18 protein-coding genes and 2 pseudogenes are annotated in these 16,389 nt (G+C 49.2%); 5 read left to right on the forward strand and 15 right to left on the reverse strand.

Annotation, left to right across the window (positions count from 1 at the left end; all coding sequences use genetic code 11):
* Positions 1-128 precede the first annotated feature (128 nt).
* Both exaC and SC127_RS20025 read left to right on the forward strand, forming a co-directional pair.
* Complete coding sequence (gene exaC, locus SC127_RS20020; RefSeq protein WP_243078124.1) at positions 129-1,649, forward strand: acetaldehyde dehydrogenase ExaC; 1,521 nt, start codon at positions 129-131, stop codon at positions 1,647-1,649.
* 262 nt (positions 1,650-1,911) lie between these two features.
* Positions 1,912-2,127: a hypothetical protein gene (locus SC127_RS20025; protein ID WP_243078123.1), complete on the forward strand. Its 216-nt coding sequence runs from the start codon at positions 1,912-1,914 to the stop codon at positions 2,125-2,127.
* Between the two features lie 201 nt (positions 2,128-2,328).
* Here the strand turns inward: SC127_RS20025 and SC127_RS20030 are convergent, their stop codons facing one another.
* The 4 genes from SC127_RS20030 to SC127_RS20045 all read right to left on the reverse strand — a co-directional run bounded on the left by SC127_RS20030 (position 2,329) and on the right by SC127_RS20045 (position 4,047).
* Positions 2,329-2,625, reverse strand: coding sequence for a hypothetical protein (locus tag SC127_RS20030; RefSeq protein ID WP_332627699.1), 297 nt, complete (start codon positions 2,623-2,625; stop codon positions 2,329-2,331).
* A gap of 320 nt (positions 2,626-2,945) precedes the next feature.
* Positions 2,946-3,146: a hypothetical protein gene (locus tag SC127_RS20035; RefSeq protein WP_243078121.1), complete on the reverse strand. Its 201-nt coding sequence runs from the start codon at positions 3,144-3,146 to the stop codon at positions 2,946-2,948.
* Between the two features lie 81 nt (positions 3,147-3,227).
* Positions 3,228-3,386 (reverse strand): VENN motif pre-toxin domain-containing protein, encoded by a 159-nt coding sequence (locus tag SC127_RS20040; protein ID WP_243078120.1) that lies wholly within the window; start codon positions 3,384-3,386, stop codon positions 3,228-3,230.
* Between the two features lie 358 nt (positions 3,387-3,744).
* Entirely contained in the window at positions 3,745-4,047 is a 303-nt protein-coding gene (locus tag SC127_RS20045; RefSeq protein ID WP_332627703.1) for a hypothetical protein, read from the reverse strand.
* 261 nt (positions 4,048-4,308) lie between these two features.
* On the opposite strand from SC127_RS20045, the gene SC127_RS20050 reads away from it, so the two are divergent.
* Positions 4,309-4,521 (forward strand): SymE family type I addiction module toxin, encoded by a 213-nt coding sequence (locus SC127_RS20050; protein WP_243078118.1) that lies wholly within the window; start codon positions 4,309-4,311, stop codon positions 4,519-4,521.
* Positions 4,522-4,575: 54 nt separating this feature from the next.
* Here SC127_RS20050 and SC127_RS20055 read toward each other — a convergent pair whose 3' ends face one another.
* Both SC127_RS20055 and SC127_RS20060 read right to left on the reverse strand, forming a co-directional pair.
* Complete coding sequence (locus SC127_RS20055; RefSeq protein WP_243078117.1) at positions 4,576-5,049, reverse strand: hypothetical protein; 474 nt, start codon at positions 5,047-5,049, stop codon at positions 4,576-4,578.
* Between the two features lie 304 nt (positions 5,050-5,353).
* Positions 5,354-6,037: pseudogene (locus SC127_RS20060) on the reverse strand (VENN motif pre-toxin domain-containing protein); the annotation flags it as partial.
* A gap of 126 nt (positions 6,038-6,163) precedes the next feature.
* Between SC127_RS20060 and SC127_RS20065 the strand changes: the two are divergent.
* Positions 6,164-6,283 carry a SymE family type I addiction module toxin gene (locus SC127_RS20065; protein WP_332627706.1) on the forward strand — a complete coding sequence of 40 codons (120 nt, stop codon included), beginning with the start codon at positions 6,164-6,166 and terminating at the stop codon, positions 6,281-6,283.
* 39 nt (positions 6,284-6,322) lie between these two features.
* On the opposite strand, the gene SC127_RS20070 is transcribed toward SC127_RS20065, so the two are convergent.
* The 8 genes and pseudogenes from SC127_RS20070 to pth form a co-directional block, all read right to left on the reverse strand.
* Positions 6,323-6,625, reverse strand: a complete 303-nt coding sequence (locus tag SC127_RS20070; protein WP_332627708.1) for a hypothetical protein — start codon at positions 6,623-6,625, stop codon at positions 6,323-6,325.
* A 480-nt stretch (positions 6,626-7,105) separates the two neighbouring features.
* Positions 7,106-7,384: a YrhB domain-containing protein gene (locus tag SC127_RS20075; protein ID WP_215847003.1), complete on the reverse strand. Its 279-nt coding sequence runs from the start codon at positions 7,382-7,384 to the stop codon at positions 7,106-7,108.
* Positions 7,384-7,689 carry a toxin glutamine deamidase domain-containing protein gene (locus tag SC127_RS20080; RefSeq protein WP_332627709.1) on the reverse strand — a complete coding sequence of 102 codons (306 nt, stop codon included), beginning with the start codon at positions 7,687-7,689 and terminating at the stop codon, positions 7,384-7,386. Before SC127_RS20080 ends, SC127_RS20075 begins: the two co-directional genes overlap by 1 nt.
* A gap of 608 nt (positions 7,690-8,297) precedes the next feature.
* Positions 8,298-9,461: pseudogene (locus SC127_RS20085) on the reverse strand (two-partner secretion domain-containing protein); the annotation flags it as partial.
* Positions 9,462-9,470: 9 nt separating this feature from the next.
* Positions 9,471-9,869, reverse strand: a complete 399-nt coding sequence (locus tag SC127_RS20090; RefSeq protein ID WP_332627713.1) for a toxin-activating lysine-acyltransferase — start codon at positions 9,867-9,869, stop codon at positions 9,471-9,473.
* A gap of 118 nt (positions 9,870-9,987) precedes the next feature.
* Positions 9,988-11,673: a ShlB/FhaC/HecB family hemolysin secretion/activation protein gene (locus SC127_RS20095; RefSeq protein ID WP_332627714.1), complete on the reverse strand. Its 1,686-nt coding sequence runs from the start codon at positions 11,671-11,673 to the stop codon at positions 9,988-9,990.
* 1,027 nt (positions 11,674-12,700) lie between these two features.
* A complete protein-coding gene (gene ychF, locus SC127_RS20100) occupies positions 12,701-13,792 on the reverse strand; it encodes a redox-regulated ATPase YchF (protein ID WP_243078506.1) in 1,092 nt (363 codons plus the stop codon).
* A gap of 108 nt (positions 13,793-13,900) precedes the next feature.
* The gene (gene pth / locus SC127_RS20105) at positions 13,901-14,488 is read right to left on the reverse strand and encodes an aminoacyl-tRNA hydrolase (RefSeq protein WP_215846992.1); all 588 of its coding nucleotides are present in this window, start codon (positions 14,486-14,488) and stop codon (positions 13,901-13,903) included.
* 259 nt (positions 14,489-14,747) lie between these two features.
* On the opposite strand from pth, the gene ychH reads away from it, so the two are divergent.
* Entirely contained in the window at positions 14,748-15,026 is a 279-nt protein-coding gene (gene ychH, locus SC127_RS20110) for a stress-induced protein YchH (protein ID WP_215846991.1), read from the forward strand.
* Here ychH and SC127_RS20115 read toward each other — a convergent pair.
* Positions 15,023-16,174 carry a GGDEF domain-containing protein gene (locus tag SC127_RS20115; RefSeq protein WP_215846990.1) on the reverse strand — a complete coding sequence of 384 codons (1,152 nt, stop codon included), beginning with the start codon at positions 16,172-16,174 and terminating at the stop codon, positions 15,023-15,025. The genes ychH and SC127_RS20115 overlap by 4 nt on opposite strands.
* Between the last annotated feature and the right edge of the window lie 215 nt (positions 16,175-16,389).

Genomic DNA, 16,389 nt, shown 5'->3' on the forward strand with positions numbered 1-16,389 from the left:
GTCGCGCAACTATTCCTTCGTCGCGGTCACAGTTTCCTCTCTCTAAATCTGACAGTCTGACGAAGATCAGCCATGTTAATAATAAGTTTAATTGTTGTTACATCCTGCACTCTACAAGGAGAAACACCATGCGTTACGCCGCTCCCGGAGAACAAGGTTCTCTCATTCAGCTACAAAAAAACTATGGCAACTTTATTAACGGTGAGTTTGTAGCGCCGGTTAATGGCAACTACTTCACCAATACCTCGCCAGTGAACGGATCAACCGTGGGGGAGTTTCCGCGCTCCGATAGCGCTGATGTCGATAATGCCGTGGCCGCCGCCGCTGCTGCCGCTGATGCATGGGGGAAAACCTCGCCGCAGCAGCGCGCACTGGTGCTGTTAAAAATTGCCGATCGGCTGGAAGAGAATCTTGAATATATTGCTGTAAACGAAACCTGGGATAATGGCAAACCCGTACGTGAAACCCTGGCTGCTGATATGCCGCTGGCTGTTGACCATTTCCGCTATTTTGCGGGCTGCGTGCGGGCGCAAGAGGGCAGTGCGGCAGAGATTGATGAGTTTACTGCGGCCTATCATTTCCATGAACCGCTGGGCGTGGTCGCGCAGATTATCCCGTGGAACTTCCCGCTATTGATGGCGGCGTGGAAACTCGCTCCGGCGCTGGGGGCAGGCAATTGCGTGGTGTTAAAACCCGCAGAACAGACGCCGCTTTCTATCACGCTTTTTGTTGATCTGATCAAAGATCTATTACCTCCGGGTGTCATAAACGTGGTGCATGGCTTCGGTAAAGAAGCGGGTGAAGCGCTGGCCTCGCATCCTGGGATTGCCAAAGTTGCCTTTACCGGCTCAACCGCCACTGGCGGCCATATTCTCGAACTGGCAGCGAAAAGCCTGATTCCTTCTACCGTTGAGTTAGGCGGAAAATCACCGAATATCTTTTTTGAAGACATCATGCAGGCGGAAGAGAGCTTTATTGAGAAGGCCGCAGAAGGCGTGGTGCTCGGCTTCCTAAATCAGGGCGAAGTCTGTACCTGTCCTTCCCGTGCGCTGGTGCAAGAATCAATTTATGAACCTTTCATGGCCGCCGTGTTAAAACGCATCAAAACCATCAAGCGTGGTGATCCGATGGATACCGAAACCATGATTGGTGCGCAAGCGTCACAGCAGCAGTTCGATAAGATCCTCTCTTATCTGGAGATTGCGCAACAAGAGGGCGCAGAAGTGCTGGTGGGCGGTGGCGTGGAAAAACTGGAAGGATCGCTTTCCAGCGGCTATTACATTCAACCGACGCTGCTGAAAGGCAACAATAGCATGCGGGTATTCCAGGAAGAGATTTTTGGGCCGGTGATCGGTATCACCACGTTTAAAGATGAGGCGGAAGCGGTCAGCATCGCCAATGATTCGATTTACGGATTGGGCGCCGGCGTCTGGACGCGTGACATCAACCGCGCCTATCGCGTGGGCAGGGCAATCAAAGCCGGACGCGTCTGGACCAACTGTTACCATCTTTATCCGGCACATGCGGCATTTGGCGGTTACAAAAAATCGGGCATTGGCCGTGAAACCCACAAAATGATGCTTGATCACTATCAGCAAACCAAAAATCTGCTGGTGAGTTACAGCATTCAGCCGCTGGGCTTCTTCTAATCCCTCGGGCGTGTTGCAGCCGTTGCAGCGCGCCCGTTTTTATCAACGACGGGTTGTCGCTGTGAGAAAATACGCTGAAAGAGAAGATGCGCCGCGCGGGTAGATCGGATGAATAACGGTTTGCTGTCATAAAATAGTCAACTGCGCATGTCAGAGTGCAGCAAGTTCAGAAGTCAGAATGCGTTCAAGATCAATAAGGTTTTGTCGATAGTAAGTTACGACTCTTCGTACACTGCGCGTCTTTCAATATAAGGAGATAATTGTGGAACACGTTTATAGTTATTTGAGCCAACATGATGAAGTGCTTGATGCTGTTGAGGAGAGCATTATTACCGTGAATCTGCCGGGACGTCAGTCGGTGTATGTTATCTGTCAGGAAGATGCAGATTTGCTGTTAGCAGTGAAATCACAAGAAAGTGAAAGTATGGAGCGTCAGGAATCGATTCATCAGCTGGATCAGCAATATCGCTTCTGGTAATAAAAATCCGCTAAGCCCGAAAAAGATCCTACTCATGGCGTTAACAAATCGGGCGCATATTTCCCAACAGATTCACCAGAAATTTATTTTGCTGTGGGTCTAATTTTATAAATAAAAAACCTCCATATTTAATATTCATGTCAAATTAATCAGGGTTGAAAATATTTTAAATGGCGGGGGGAATAACCAAAATCCAATTATCTAACGAGTAGGTGTGTGCGTTTGGCAGATTTGAAGGATCCCATCCAAAAAGGAATGGGGTATATTTAACGTTTTTTTTATTTTAAACGTATCGATAAGTTTAAATGAAATTGCTGCAAGTGTAATGGCTGAGCCTGCAATTACCCCAAAAGAAATAGCTCTTATCACCTGATGAAATGGATAGTAAAAATGCCCCTTGGAAATATAAATCAATGCTGCTCCGCCCACCCCCATAATCAGATTGGCCAGCACGCAAAAAATGCAAGAATAAATAAATAGCTTTATATATTTAAGCATTACTTCTCATTTCCTTTCTCATCTTTAGGAAGGCTATTTAATCCATCCTTAACAAATCCATTGATAAACTCAAAACCACCTGCACCAATGATATCGTACGCTAAGCCCGGCACACTATTATCGCCGATGATTTTATCAACTCCAATAGGAGCAAGTTTGCCGAATGCACCGCTTAATCCAGAGGCTACTCAAGCACCAGATAACGCCACAGGATCAGGCCCATTAGTAAATGCTGTTCCTCCCAATGCAATTTCAACGTTTGTCCATAGACCACGTCCCGGAGCAAGACTGCCGGTTGCTCCCGCCGCCGCAGCACTCCATTAATCAAACGCCTTATTTTTGTTGCCTTGGTTGCTCATTTCATAGAACTGGTAGCCCGTGTTTGCGCCACTGCCTATCGCCGCTCCGGCTACAAACTGACCAAGAGACGCCGCTGGCCCAAGATAAGTCGCACCTGCTACCAAAACACCATCCTTATAACCTTCGACAATAGCTTTGGTAATATTCGCACCTTCAGGCAAATCACCTTTGGCGATCTTATCTAGTCCGGCTTGTTTCTGTTCCGGTGTCAGATTGTTATTTTCCGCGTACTGATTCCACGATTAATTCGCCGCACCAATACTCGTCATGCCCGTTCCCAGACTGAACGCATTATTATCAACCGTTGTCTTAACGGCCTGTGCTCCCGCAACCGCATCCGCCGTATTACCTCCAGACAGACTACCCGCAAACCCAGCCGGCAGGGGAGCGAGCGCGCTCACCGTTTGCTTCTCTATTTGCCCCTACTAATGGGTCATCACCATTTATTTGATAAGTTAGTGCGCTACCTGATATTTCCCACCCAACAGTTCCGAAAAAATTATTCCTCATGCTGGCTACTCTGGCCCAGATTGTTTATGTTATTAGATATTAAATCGATATTTAATCCATAATCCAAGGACGATTGTACCGCTAACAAACGAACCAATTTTAATGCTCAAAAACAAAATATCAACAACAGAAATATTGATATCACCTGTTTCAAAATAAAAAATAATGGGTTTGATGAATAGTGCAAAAAATGAACTTAAACTCATGATTATCATCAGAACCATAAAAACAGCGAGCCAACGGTAAAAGTTATTTTTCATTTTCATTCGCCAGTTGCAAACTATTCGTAGCTTTAGAGCCACCTTGTCCAGTTGCTTCTGTAATTATTGATGATATAGCGTTACCGGATATTCCGGGTATTGGTGATAAAGGTAATGGCTTACTTATCCCCATATCCATATCAACCCACTCGTAATTTTTCCATGCTGGGTTTACCCATTTATCTAATGAAATTGTGGCCGCCTTACCGATTCCATAACCGAACCCCGAAGCAGCACCACTTATTACACCACCTTTTATCGGGTCATTTCCGTTCAGATAGCTTGATGTCACTCCCCCTGTCGCATTCTAACCTACAGTTCCAAGGAAGCCTGTATTTGCAGTAAATGCACCTACATAACCGACAATTAGAACATCTGTTGGATTTATTGCTCCATTAACCAGGTATTGGATACCCGCATTTGCGGTTGCGCCAGTACCCGCTGTCATCTGCATTCCACCAGGTAAATATAACAATCCACCTGATGCTAAAGCTGCTGTGTAAGCTTTGTTTTCTCGGCCCGCTGACCACAACAACTATATGAGGTAGTTACTATGGCTGCGCAACATCATAAGTGCGAACACATCTCAACCAAAGCCCGGCGTTATACCGGGAGCTACATCCGGGATCAGCAGAAGTTTCAGCCGTCACCGTCCATCACCCTTAAGGGGCACTGGATGGCAGATTTTGGATTTGAGACCGGCCAGAGGATCAAGGTGATCCCGGAGGCTGGAAAGCTGATTATCCGGCTGGCGGATGAAGGTTAACTGACTGGTATGCATAGTAAAAACCCAGTTGATTGGCTGGGGTTTCTGTTTTACTTAAGTTTGAGCTATGGTAATTTCATCTGTAGTTATTAGAACTGCCTGAATACTCGCATCAAGGTTATGTTCATCCAACCATGAAAGACCGTCTCTTTTTAGATGAAATTTAATTGTTGGTAACAATGTCTCATCATCCAGAGATATAATAACGTTTAATTTATCAACATATATTTCATTCCACTTTTTAATTATGGAATTACTAAAAATAATTGAATATTCAAAATATCTTTCATTTACATAATCATCCATATGAAAAGAGTTTACAAAGCATTCAAATGAAATTTCGTCTTCAAAATTGTCAGGAGAGTTTGATTGGCAATATGAAAATAATTTTTTGGACAAAAAACATCCACAAATTTCAATAAAACCTTCAGATACAATACTTTCTAGCTCATAAGTCAGGCAGTTTTTTCCTATTTCCGTCCAATTAATCTTGACAAGCTGGGTACGCATTAATCTATTGGTTAGCATATTATTTTTCTCCAAGATATTTTTTTATGCCTTTATCGATCGCATTTTTAAAAGCAGGATCATTCAGCTTATCATTTACACCCTTAGGTGCTCCGGGGAATGTTTGTGTTATCGGATCATAATAATATTTGTTATTACTACTATCTTGATAATGTATTTGACCAGATCTTTTTCCTAGCGCAGGATTCTCAACATCTATCCTCTCTTTTCCTTTCCCCATCCATAAGGTTTTGCTTGGAACCGTTGGACCATTTATACCAAGCATTGCTCCATCTTTATTTAAGATGTAATTAGGCTTCCCGGCCTTACTCACTCCACCCAGCGCACTTAACGCCACGCCTGCAATAATATCTGCCTGAGCCTGATCAAGGCCATATTTCGCCATAATCTGCTCTGACACTTTATTGCTGGCAACGATCCCGTCAGCGTCCATCTGATGCGCCCAGGTCGCTGTCAGATCGTAGACCATCCTGATCGGGATATCTTCGCCCATCGCCCGATCCAGCGCTTGTTTCACCGCCATGCTGTCGGTAAGTACATCACCGTATTTCTGCTGGCAGGTCGCCGGACTGGTCACGCAGTCGCTGATAAGCTGCTTCTGCTGGGCGGTGCTCAGTTCTTCATACTTGGTGACAATGCCGCCGCAGTCGCCGCCGCCAGCCTGACACTGCTTCATTTCAGCGGACCTGGCCTCTATCTGCTTACTGCTCAGATAGTTATTCTCCACCGTCGTCATACCCGCCTGAGCCCCTGCAACCGCATCCGCCGTACTACCGCCAGCCAGACCGCCCGCGAGGCCAGCTGCCAAGGTCACCAGCGCGCTTACCGTCTGCTTCTCTGTCTCACTGAGCTCGCTGACCGGTTTGCCGTAAGCATTTACGGCTATCATGCCGACCATCTCCGCCGTCGCGGCACCGCCCGCACCAACGAGAGCATTATTCCCCTGAGCCGCTGCCAGTGCGGCATTTACCGCTGCGTGGGCCGCTAACCCTTGTGCCGTCTGGCCTTAAGCTGCTTTTCCACTATCCGACTGACTATCGACCACACCCCGACCGGGGGCCGACTGCTCAGCCCCAGACCGGTTCACATCGCCCACTTCCAGCAACCCGCACAGATGCGGCTGGCTACTGTCTTCTCCATCAACTGGCTGGCCGAGGCGGGATTTGGGACAGATACACCAGTTACTATCGCTGTTGAGCGGGGGCAACTGGTGATCCGGCTTGCGACTGAGTGACAAAAAAAGATCCCGGCAATTTTGCCGGGATCTCTAAGGTTATTTGCTTAATAGTTCATTCAGATGCCTCAGAGCATCAAGTAAATCAGGATCATCTGGAGAAATAGATTCATTTCTGAACAAAGCAACAGCATATATCTGCTCTAATACGAACCAATATTCATGGAAATCGTTTTTCCACTGAATATCTACCGACTGTAGACAAAATAATAAACCTTCTAAATTATCAATCAGTTTTTTAAGAGTAACTTTCTCTGATTCAAAAAGGGACAATGTTTCTTTCATCAGAGAGATCTGGCGTTCATCGTACTCACTGATATTCATATCTGACAGTAAAATCATTGTTTTATCCTTCCAAAGTCGACAGTTACGACTGTGCCAGTTTTGGTATCAGCAATAACGGTTATATTGTTCTTACTGTCATAATAAGCTGTTGTACCGGGTCGTTTACCTTGTATCGCATTTTCTGGTCGTATTGCATTTTCCACAGTAGTAGGCGTTATACCCTGCTTCTGCATACGGTCTAATGAGTGCCCAGAGTAGTCACGATTTCCTATCATTACTGGCTTATTCTGACCTTCTATAATATTTAGCGGATTACCTTTTGAGCCAGTGGGCGTTTTTGCGGAGATCTCATTACTAGCTCTGTCGACTGACTTGCATAAAAAAACCGGCGCTATGGCCGGGCCTCATTACATGAACCACTCATGAGCGACTGTGCTGAAGCTCACCACAGCCTCTAACATGATCCAGTTACGGCGACGGGAAGATGGGTTTTCACAGCGTAAAAACAAAGATCCCGGCTAATCAGCCGGGATCTTGCTAGTTCAGGTTATTTTTCTTTTCTTCGTAGTCCTGTAGGTACTTTTCTATGGGGTAGGCTGTTCCAAGCTCATGTATTTCACCAGTATCTTTATCAATTATGAACGGCGAATTCCCTGCGAGTTGAGCGGAAAACTCTCCAGTCTCAAGATATTCGCGGGATTGAAAGCAAAAAAACCATCCTTCTGCAAAACGTCCCTGAAGCGTAATAACTACAGGAATATCTGCATCTTTCAGATAATTTGTCGCTTTTTCTACTGCCTCATCAAAATTAATCATCAGTTCGTTCTCAATAATTGGAATGATTTAAACTGGCTAAGATCGGCAGGTTTACCGGTTTGTCCATCAAGGAATCGGATCGTACCATTTTGGTTTACAACATTAAATACGTGCCCAGGCTGGCCTGGGCCATATGAGCCAAAAACAATCCCCCTCGACCCAGAACCTGCATCTGCCATTTGCTGCATAATATTTTCAGACGAAGATACGTATTTGAATTTGTTACCATATTGTTTTTCCAAAACGGTCAAGGGAATACCATTTTGATGATTGACAGGCAAAGCCGATGCAGGATTTCCAGCCAACGTAGCATCTGTGGCAACAGAGCAGTTCACACAATTATGTGTGCGGCCTGGCTCAGGATACCCTGGCTGCCGTTCAGCGTGGCGGCAGAAATATTCAGCTCACCGCTGCCCGCGTGCTGAATTTTGCCCAAGCCGTTATCCAGCACGTCGGTGTTCAGCGTCAGGTTGTCGCCGTTGCTGGCAATAGTGCCGCTGCTGTTGTCGATACCTGCTGCGTGCGACAGCAGTAGATCGGTTTGATCTAACTGATTAAGCACACCCTGGCGGTTGGAGAGAAGTGGGGCGCTTAACGCCAGCTTGCCCGCCTGGATTTTGCCGCCGTCATTGTTAATACGCATGCTGCTGCTGGCTCGCAGGCTGCTCTTTGCCTCAACCGTGGCGCTGCGGGTGCTGACGTCTCCCGTGCTGGCGCTCAGATTAATGTTGTTGGCGTAAGTCTGGCTGCCGCTGAGATCGACCGCTGTGCCCTGAGCATTCAGATTACCCGCCACGAGGTGACGACCCTTGCTGGCGAGTTGCCCATGCGTGGTCAGGCTCAAATCGCCTTGTGTGCCCAGCGCGCCATCGGACGTCATACCTGCGGCAAGGACCCCGCTGCTGGCATTATTAAGTGAACCTGCCTGAATGCGGTTATTGCCCGCGGATGCCATTACGCCCTGATTAATTACCTCGCCAGCGGCCTGAACCTGACCGTCGCGCTGAGCGTAAACCGTGCCGCTGTTGCGAATATCGGCCTGGCTTGCCAGCGCAATATCCTGCGCGCCGTTGATTCTGCCGCTGTTCTCAATGCGACCGTTGCTGGAAAGCGTAAAGTTGCCCGCCGTCGCGCCCAGCGAACCGGCGTTGCGCACGCCGACGCCCTGTTCGGTACCAATCAGGCGGATTTTACTGGCGTACATGCCGCCCAGCGCCGCCACGTCCAGCGCCACCTGTGGATGACTGGCCGCATCAGTCTGGCCTGCCGTCAACGTTTCATGCGTCGCGTCCACCTGATTAAGACCGGTAGTGACCCTGAGATCGTTGGCCCAGACGCCGGCATTCACCTTAACCGTGCGGGCAATGATGTCTGTGTAATCCTGACCGCGTGAATCCAGCCCTTTACCGTTGATGACGATGTCACCGCCGCTGACCTGATAGCCCGTCAGGTTGCCGTTATTGACCTGCACCTGACCGGTGGTCAGCGTCGCGCGGTTGGCGTTGATGAAGCCACAGCCGTCACAGGTGATACCGGACGGGTTGGCGATCACCACCTGCGCTTTTCTACCGGCGACTTCCACATAGCCATTGAGCTGGCTGGGGTTGCGTGAATTCACCTCGTTGAGGATCACGCTGGCCTCGCCGCGTGCCAGCCACGGGTTGCCGGTGACCATGCCGCCAAGCTGAGTATTAGTGTTGCCGTGTGAGTTGTTGAGGATCACGCCCTTCTGATCAACATCAAACTGGTTGTAGTTATTGCGCGATACGCCGCCCGCGCTGGGCGTCTGAATGTTTACCTGCGGCGTGCCGTTGGTCGCGCTGACAACGGTGGGCTGCTGGTTTCCCGGAGCCTGGCCGTTGGCGACAATCTGCGCCTGTGCAGGCAATACGGTAACGCAGCCCAGCGCGCTCAGCAGGGCGAAGCGCAGCGCTGATAGCGCACATATCCGGCTGGAAGTCCGCTGCATCCGGCGCGCACGCGCCTGTTTGCCCTGACCGCTGCGGGCGATATCGGCAACTACCATCAGCATGCCGCGCGCTTTGTTGAAAATGATGCGATAGAGAAGTTTGTTCATCTGATCTCCTTATCCGATTTCAGGCAACGCCACGCTCAGTGGATGTGCCTGCTGCCATTGCAGGGCGTCGCGCCCGCTGACTTTCTTTCCATGATAAAAATGCACCCGCTGGCCGCGGAGATTGCCCTGTTTATCCTGCCAGCGGAAGCACTGCTCCGGCAGGATCACTTCACACATCAGCCGCAGCAGGTTGCGGATGTCACCAAACGGCGCAATGAAATCGGTGATCCACAGGCGGTTGCCGCTGGTCCAGTCTGCCTCTTTCATCATCACCGAGGCATGCGTGAGATAGCGCTGTTCAGCCTCTTCATCCATCCACGCCCAGCCGAGGAAGAACACCGGCCTGCCATCTTTTACGGCGATGGCGTACTGCTGTTGTTTAATCAGCGGCAGCAGAAGCGTCGGCAAGGTGTGCAGCGGTGCATCGCGGTGACGATCCGAGTGCAGGCCATGCCCAGCACTTCGGCCTCGCTGGCCTCATCCGCAACCAGCCACGGCGCAATTAACCGGTACCCCTTGATCTCCATCAGTAGCGCCAGTTCAGGTTGAAGCCGAGCGTCAGGCTGCTGGTCTGATAGCCAGCAGGCTTAGAGAGCGGAATACCGGCAAACAGGTCATAGCTGGTGCGCAGGGCGTAGCCGCGCAGTCCCACTGCGCCTCCGGCCAGATGCTTGCCGATCAGATAATCCTGCCCGCTGTTGCGTCCGCTGACTTCGCCGTAATCCAGCGCCAGATAGAGTTCCTGTGACGGCAGCGGCGTGGCCCAGCCGATGTCGTTGCGCAGAGTCCAGCCTTCATCGGCGTTCAGTGTGCGCTGGCCGTCAAAGCCGCGCACCGACCAGCGGTTCCCGAGGGCAAACTGGTCCTGCGGCGTCAGCGGCGTGTTGCTCATCTGGCGCAGATACTGGGTGTTAAAACTGAATCGCTGACTGAGCAGTGAGAACGGCACGGCCAGCTGGGCGTTAAGCTGGACAATTTTTGCCAGCGCGGTGGCTTCACCCCAGTACTCTTCAGGCGCAGGCTGAGCGCCAAACCAGCGGGTACCGCGCTGATAACTCACGCCCGCATCCAGCGTGGCGCTGCCGATATAGTGACGATGCTGCAAGCCGAGTCGCCACGCCGAAGTCTGGCGGCGTTGCACGTCGATTTCTGTGTCGTTGATGAAGTTGCGGGTTTCACGCGTTATTACGTCATAGCTCAGCGTGGTTTTCTGGCTGCCGTTGCGGTGCAGCACGCGGCTGAGATTCGCGTTTAGGCTTTTACTCTTGCCGCTATATTCATAGTCGGTGAACGCACCGGCTACCGTCTGGTGGTAGCTGTAATCACTGGTGGTGATGCCCGCCAGCCAGTAGCCAAACGGCACCGAATAGCTGCCGGTAACGTTCTTCGTGCCTTTGTCATTGCCGAACTGCAAATCATGGCTTGCCGAGACATAGAGCATATCGCTCAGCGAAAGGGGGTTATCGAGATAGAGCGTCAGTCCGCCTTGATAGCGTCCGGTGGACGTTGAGCCGGAATCATCGAGCGATGCGGCCAGTCGCCACATCTTGCTCTGATTCCACTGCACGGCCATCACACTTTCACCGGGCGCACTGCCGGGGATCAGCGCCATATCAGCCTGAACGGTAGGCAGGCGTTGCAGGTTCTCCAGTCCCTGCTCAGTATCACGCAGGTCGTAGAGCTTCCCTTCGCGCGAGGGCAGGGCGGTGGCAAGCGTCACGTAACGATCGCTGGAATCGGTGCGACCAATATGGCTGATTTTTCCGGCCACTAGCTGAAATGTGAGCGTGCCTTTGGTTAAATCCTGCGGCGGCGCCAGCACCCGACTGGTGACGTAGCCGCTGTCGATCATGCGGTTCTGCAGCATGCTCATCAGCAAATTAATCCCTTTGACGCCCAGGCAATGTCCCTGACCTTGATTGGCCAGACGCTGCAAAGGTAACCAGCCCGGAAAATCATTCAGGCCGTTCAGCGTGATGTGCTGAATATCAAAACAGGGATTTTCCGCCGGGAAGCTGACGCGGGAAGAGCTGACCGCTGGTGTGGATAAACGCACGTCAGGCACTGGCGGCTGAAGTTGCGCTTCAATCGCTTTCTGACGCTGTTGTTGAATGATGTCCTGCTCAGCAGCGATCGCTACATGAGGAAATATAATGCCTATTGCCAGTGCATATGCGCTGACGGCAAGCGATATGCCTGCGTTCTCTTCCATGAGTGTATTCCATATTAATGGTTGTCCTTAACTACAATTTATACTCTACCGGTTTATTTGTGAGTGGCAATATTTAAGAGGGTTTTTTGATGAGTGAAAATATAGGAAATTTCCTGCGTTCATTAAAGGTTCTCTTAAAGCAAGTGAGGCGCTAAAAATTAGGATTACGTAATATCGCTGCCGAGAGGAATATCTGAATGGCTTAATTGTAATAGTCTGTCAGGGGTAAGGAAACGTACAGGATATAGGGTCATGAATAAAGTGCGTGAGTACAAGGCTCTCTGCAAATCAACAGAAAATCGAGCTACATTCCTTGAGAAAGATTGATTGAAAATGTGCTGCACTTATCCCTTAAAGCTGAATCAAATGAAGATAAATATAGAGGCTTTTCTTGTTTGTTGAGATGAACCCGTTTCCCGCCCTTAATTGTCAGGCATTGATTGTCGACCATGGCAGTCTGAAAACCTGCTGGGCCATACACATTAAAACAGGCGCCTTTCGTAAGCGCGTCATTATCTTTATTTGATATATAATAAGATATGCTAAATGGAATAATAAAAAATTAACGGTAAAATAAATTAAAAAATCGTAGCCGCTAGATCTTTTAGACAAGAATTTAATTCTGTTTCATTTTCTGAGCGGGGGTATGATATTTCATGAAGTTATTATATTTTCGTCTCTCCTTAACCCCCATCCATCAAGACTAATCTTGCTTTTTATTTTTCCGAAGATATGAAGACCTGTCTCTGATAAACACCGGACGTTAATATATTCAAAAGGGCGGACTGGACTCACTGTTGATCCTGCCTGAAATCCTGCTCCATTCAGACACAGAATTCCGGCATGATAAACAGTTCCCTGAGCGGAGGCTGTGCCGATGAAAAGTCACGATTTACCGAAGGGCAAATGTTCATTTCTTGTACCGTTGTTGTACTCACTTAAAATGAAAAATCCACGCAATGGCGTGGATTTTATGGCATTTGTTAATCTTCATAAGGTTCAGTAAAACCTCATGAGACAACAGATTTTAGACGTTAAACAAGAAGTTCATCACATCGCCATCTTTAACGATGTACTCTTTTCCTTCTGAACGCATTTTGCCAGCTTCTTTAGCACCTTGTTCACCCTTGAACGCAATAAAATCATCGAATGCGATGGTTTGCGCACGGATAAAACCTTTCTCGAAGTCGGTGTGAATTTTACCCGCAGCTTGTGGAGCAGTCGCGCCAACAGGAATAGTCCAGGCGCGCACTTCTTTCACACCCGCGGTGAAATAAGTTTGCAGATTCAGCAGCGAATAACCGGCGCGAATAACGCGGTTCAGGCCTGGCTCTTCCAGACCCAACTCTTCCATAAACTCGGCACGATCTTCATCTTCCATCTCAGCGATATCTGATTCAACGGCGGCACACACAGGCACCACAACCGAACCTTCAGCTTCAGCGATAGCACGTACTCGATCGAGATACGGGTTGTTCTCGAAGCCGTCTTCGTTGACGTTAGCGATGTACATAGTGGGTTTTAGCGTCAGGAAGCTCAGATAACGGATAGCCGCTTTGTCGTCAGCATCCAGATCCAGCGAACGCAGCATACCGGCGTTAGACAGGTGCGGCAGGCATTTTTCCAGCGCAGCCAGCTCAGCTTTAGCATCTTTATCGCCGCCTTTGGCTTTTTTCTGCACGCGCTGAATGGCACGTTCACAGGTGTCCAGATCCGACAACGCCAGCTCGGTGTTGATCACGTCAATATCTTCGGCCGGGTCTACTTTGCCTGAGACGTGAATGATGTTGTCGTTCTCAAAGCAACGAACCACGTGACCAATCGCTTCGGTTTCACGGATGTTGGTCAGGAACTGGTTGCCCAGGCCTTCACCTTTGGATGCGCCTTTAACCAAACCGGCGATGTCGACGAACTCCATGGTAGTCGGCACCACACGCTGCGGCTTAACAATTTCTGACAGCTGATCGAGGCGTAAATCTGGCATTGGCACCACACCAGTGTTGGGTTCAATGGTGCAGAAAGGGAAGTTTGCTGCTTCGATGCCCGCTTTGGTGAGCGCGTTGAACAGGGTGGATTTACCGACGTTCGGCAGGCCCACAATACCGCATTTGAATCCCATGGTTTGATACCCTTTATAACTGGATGGATAAAACATCGCAGGATGCTTTATCGGAAACGAAATAAAAAATTTCGCGCATTATACACAGAATCGCGACGATCTGGACGTTTAGCTTGGCTTGAAGGCGTGCAAACGATTCATCGCTTTTATGCGATCCTCTTTCAGCCACAATTCAGTGCAGCGCACGGCTTCATCTACCGCATCATCAATCAACTTCTGCTCGCTTGCAGGCGGTTTCCCTAATACAAAACCGGTGACTTTATTGCGATCGCCCGGATGACCAATGCCGATGCGCAGGCGATGAAAATTATTATTATTTCCCAATTTACTGATGATGTCCTTCAGGCCATTGTGTCCGCCATGGCCGCCACCTTGCTTGAATTTAGCCACGCCTGGCGGTAAATCGAGTTCATCGTGTGCGACCAAGATCTCTTCCGGCGCAATGCGGTAAAAGGTCGCCATCGCCGCGACGGCTTTGCCACTCAAATTCATAAAGGTGGTTGGCACCAACAGGCGTACATCTTCACCAGCAATCGCCAGCCGTGCCGTGTAGCCGAAGAATTTACCTTCTTCCTTTAAAGACTGATTATGGCGCTCTGCCAATAAATCCAGATACCAGGCACCCGCATTGTGGCGCGTGGCGGCATATTCTGCGCCCGGATTGGCGAGGCCAACAATCAGTTTAATGCTGCTCACGATGAATATCCTGCTGTTATACGAAAAGGGCATTAGTTTACTTCGCTGCTGCCGAGATGACAAAGGCTGCAAATGCAAGATAGTTCATTGCGGTGATTAATCATTTTTCATCTAAATCAACACGCTACCCGTAAAGATGTGTCAGCGTTTGTTGTCGATGTGTGATCGCACACGCAACGTTGCTGCCAGCCATTGCCTAAACTTATGACGAGTTAACATTGTGTGCGGTTTTAATTGCTCATACAGATGGAGGTGGAAAATGAAACGTCATCATTCTCATGTGGCGGGTAATACCTTGATGGTGCTGGGACTATTAACCATGGTGCTGGGCGTCGGTTATTCGATTCTGAATCAGCTGCCTGCACTTAACCTGCCGCAGTTTTTAGCGCACGGTGCAATGTTCAGTATCTTCATTGGCGCGTTGCTTTGGTTAGCGGGCGCCCGCGTTAGCGGACGCGAAAAAATTGAAGATCGCTATTATTGGTTGCGCCATTACGGTGATAAACGTTGCCGCCGCTCGCGCCATTCCTCACATTAAATCACAGCACTGAGGGTGAGATATTGTTCAGTACGGTTTCTGCCGCTGGCCTTGGCGCGATATAACGCTTCATCGGCCAGCGCCAGTAATATATCGAATCGGCGTTCGCTGTCGTTAGAGGAGGCAAAACCGATGCTCACGGTATAATTGATCGTATCGGGCTGAGAATTTTCCGTCGCAAGTCTCACGCGCTCACACCATAACCACGCTTCTGCTGCTGGTGCCGGAATAATGGCCGCAAACTCTTCCCCACCCAAACGGGCAAAACGGCCTTCTTTGGGCAACAACTGCTGTACTACCTCACAAAAATCAATCAGCACACGATCACCTTGCTGATGTCCAAAACGATCGTTGATGCTTTTGAAATGGTCGAGGTCAAACAAGACAGCCGTGAAGGCGCTATTCTGACGTCGGCAACGTGCCACAATTCTCTCAGAGTCATTAAATAATGCGCGGCGGTTCCAGACGTTGGTCAGGGGATCGTGTAATGACGCGTGCTTGTGCGCGATCTGGGTACGCTCATTAACCATCGCCAAAATGGTGAATGTCAGGCCAATCACAAACAAGATGGATTCCAAAATGACATAGACCGAAAAAGTCGATCCGCCAATGGCACCTTTGAGTGGGCTGGCGGCAGCACTGTCGAGAAAAATACGCGCCAGATGAAACAGTAAGTGAATCCATAACAGCAGTTGAGCGGGCCAAAAAGTGACTTTGAGCGTAGCTCGCTTGAGCCACAAAAGATGTATCAGCGCGCAGGTATAGATAATGCAGATGATGCATATCACGAACACGCGTTTGGGCAACGAAAAGTAAAATGCAGGGAAGAAGCACAAAACTGCCCAGAGCAACCCGCCTAATAACCAACTGATTCCAATGGATTTTCCACAAAAAAGTCGAAAGGCATTAAGTAAGCCGCCATAGGCGAGCATCATCAGGATATTTCCCACTGCGACAGGTAAAAACTGCAAACCCATGCTGCGTAAGCTACTGAGGAAAACCGCGACAAGCGTTAAAATCAGTGAAAGGCAGGTGAAGCCCAATACGCGATCGTACTGCGACCCCATCCAGGCAAAAACCATGATGATACTCAAAAACCCCAGCACGTAGAGCTCGCATATAAACAAGGTATAAATGTCGAGGTTCATGGTGTTAGGCGTTCTCGTGAAAAGTGCCGAGCAAATTAACATTAATTAATTTGTGGCAAAAGCCTTGATGCCAGGCTGAGATGAAAAAAGTGATTGGCTTTTACAATAACGGTTTTGGTGAATAATTATCGCGGGAATATCAGATGAGAAAGCAGGTTAATACAGGGAACAATCGACGTAGCGTTGTGCTTTAAAAAGAAAAAACCGGGCGCGTG

It is taken from the genome of Pantoea sp. T14 (genome assembly GCF_036663535.1).
Lineage (GTDB): Bacteria > Pseudomonadota > Gammaproteobacteria > Enterobacterales > Enterobacteriaceae > Pantoea > Pantoea phytostimulans.

What these genes read in the sequence shown, in the direction of transcription:
- SC127_RS20075 (WP_215847003.1), bottom strand. Translation starts at nt 7,384, where the DNA reads ATGATTAATTTTGATGAGGCAGTAGAAAAAGCGACAAATTATCTGAAA.
- exaC (WP_243078124.1), top strand. Translation starts at nt 129, where the DNA reads ATGCGTTACGCCGCTCCCGGAGAACAAGGTTCTCTCATTCAGCTACAA.
- ychF (WP_243078506.1), bottom strand. Translation starts at nt 13,792, where the DNA reads ATGGGATTCAAATGCGGTATTGTGGGCCTGCCGAACGTCGGTAAATCC.
- SC127_RS20115 (WP_215846990.1), bottom strand. Translation starts at nt 16,174, where the DNA reads ATGAACCTCGACATTTATACCTTGTTTATATGCGAGCTCTACGTGCTG.
- SC127_RS20050 (WP_243078118.1), top strand. Translation starts at nt 4,309, where the DNA reads ATGGCTGCGCAACATCATAAGTGCGAACACATCTCAACCAAAGCCCGG.
- SC127_RS20070 (WP_332627708.1), bottom strand. Translation starts at nt 6,625, where the DNA reads ATGATTTTACTGTCAGATATGAATATCAGTGAGTACGATGAACGCCAG.
- SC127_RS20055 (WP_243078117.1), bottom strand. Translation starts at nt 5,049, where the DNA reads ATGCTAACCAATAGATTAATGCGTACCCAGCTTGTCAAGATTAATTGG.
- SC127_RS20065 (WP_332627706.1), top strand. Translation starts at nt 6,164, where the DNA reads ATGCGGCTGGCTACTGTCTTCTCCATCAACTGGCTGGCCGAGGCGGGA.
- SC127_RS20095 (WP_332627714.1), bottom strand. Translation starts at nt 11,673, where the DNA reads ATGGAAGAGAACGCAGGCATATCGCTTGCCGTCAGCGCATATGCACTG.
- ychH (WP_215846991.1), top strand. Translation starts at nt 14,748, where the DNA reads ATGAAACGTCATCATTCTCATGTGGCGGGTAATACCTTGATGGTGCTG.
- SC127_RS20030 (WP_332627699.1), bottom strand. Translation starts at nt 2,625, where the DNA reads ATGCTTAAATATATAAAGCTATTTATTTATTCTTGCATTTTTTGCGTG.